This window comes from Streptomyces sp. NPDC004658 (genome assembly GCF_040609555.1).
GTDB lineage: Bacteria > Actinomycetota > Actinomycetes > Streptomycetales > Streptomycetaceae > Streptomyces.
Genome location: NZ_JBEXKG010000397.1, coordinates 1 through 1344 on the forward strand (window position 1 = coordinate 1; position 1344 = coordinate 1344).

Below are 1344 nucleotides of genomic sequence, written 5' to 3' on the forward strand. Positions count from 1 at the left end.
GGAGCACGGCGTGGGCCTGGACCGGGTCCTCGCCGCGGCCCGCGCGAAGGGGCTCGGCGACCCGGTGGAGATCGTGCCGCCCGCGGACGCGGACAGCGCGTACGTCGTCCGGCAGATCCAGCGCAGCTGGCCCGAGAAGCAGGACTCCGTCGCCGTCGACCCCGCCACCGGCCGGGTCACCGACGCACTGCGGTTCGCCGATCACCCGGTGCTCGCCAAGCTCACCCGCTGGGGCATCGACCTGCACACCGGGGTCCTCTTCGGGCTCGTCAACCAGATCGCCCTCGCGCTGCTCGCGCTCGCCCTGATCCTGCTCATCGTCTGGGGCTACCGCATGTGGTGGCAGCGCGGCCGGGGCACCGCCTTCGGCCGGCCCCTGCCGCGCGGCGCCTGGGCCGAGGTGCCGCCGTACCTCCTCGTCCCGGCGCTCGCGGCCGTCGCCGTGCTCGGCTGGTTCGTGCCGCTGCTCGGCATCCCGCTGGCCTGCTTCCTCGCCGTCGACATCCTCCTCGGCGAGATCGCGCACCGGCGCGGGCGCCGCACCTACGGGAGTGTCAGTGGCGTGAAGTAGCGTGGAACGGCGGGTGAGCGAGCCAAGCAGGACGGGGGAGGAAGCACGGATGACGAGGGACGGCGGCCGGGCCCGGCGGCGCGGGCAGGGCGAACTGGAGGGCCAGGTCCTCGGCGCGCTGCGCGAGGCGGACGGACCGGTCACCGCGGCCTGGGTGCAGCAGCGCCTCGGCGGTGACCTCGCCTACACCACCGTCGTCACCATCCTGACCCGGCTGCTCGCCAAGGACGTCGTCGCCCGGGAACGGCACGGCCGGTCCTTCCTGTGGACACCGACGGCCGACGTGGCCCGGCTGGCCGCGCTGCGCATGCGCCGCCTGCTGGACGGCGAACGGGACCGCGAGGCGGTCCTGGCCAGCTTCGTCACCGCCCTGCCGCCCGGCGACGAACAGGTGCTGCGGGCCCTGCTCGACATCCCCGGCCCGGACGCCGGCGGCACGGAGAACTGACCGCTCATGGGGGTCTTCGTCTTCCTGCCGCTGGTGCTGCCGCTGTCCGCGTGGCCCGTCGCCCGGCTCGCCGAGACCCGGCTGCACCCGCGCACCGCCACCCGGCTGCTGACCGCGGTCGCCGTCGTCATGGCCGTGTGCAGCACGCTGTGCCTGGCCCTGCTCATGGTGGTCGGCACCGCCCAACTGCCCGGCAATCCGCTGCCGGACGGCTGGTCCGACCCGGAGGTGCGGGCCGCCGTCCCGCACGACGAGGTGGCCGGCCGGGCCGCCATCCCCGCGCTCGCCGCGGTCGCCGCCGCCTGCGCCCGCACCCTGTGGCGGC

Annotated in this window: 2 protein-coding genes and 1 pseudogene; all 3 read left to right on the forward strand. The window is 75.7% G+C overall.

The genetic code is table 11. From position 1 onward, the window contains the following. Window positions 1-571 (forward strand): PepSY domain-containing protein (locus ABZV94_RS41630; protein WP_356350311.1); only part of this gene is annotated, 571 nt, incomplete at its 5' end. Window positions 572-620: 49 nt separating this feature from the next. Next, entirely contained in the window at window positions 621-1019 is a 399-nt protein-coding gene (locus ABZV94_RS41635) for a BlaI/MecI/CopY family transcriptional regulator (protein ID WP_356350313.1), read from the forward strand. Between the two features lie 6 nt (window positions 1020-1025). Next, a pseudogene (locus ABZV94_RS41640) lies at window positions 1026-1344 on the forward strand (M56 family peptidase); the annotation flags it as partial.

What these genes read in the sequence shown, in the direction of transcription:
- ABZV94_RS41635 (WP_356350313.1), top strand. Translation starts at nt 621, where the DNA reads ATGACGAGGGACGGCGGCCGGGCCCGGCGGCGCGGGCAGGGCGAACTG.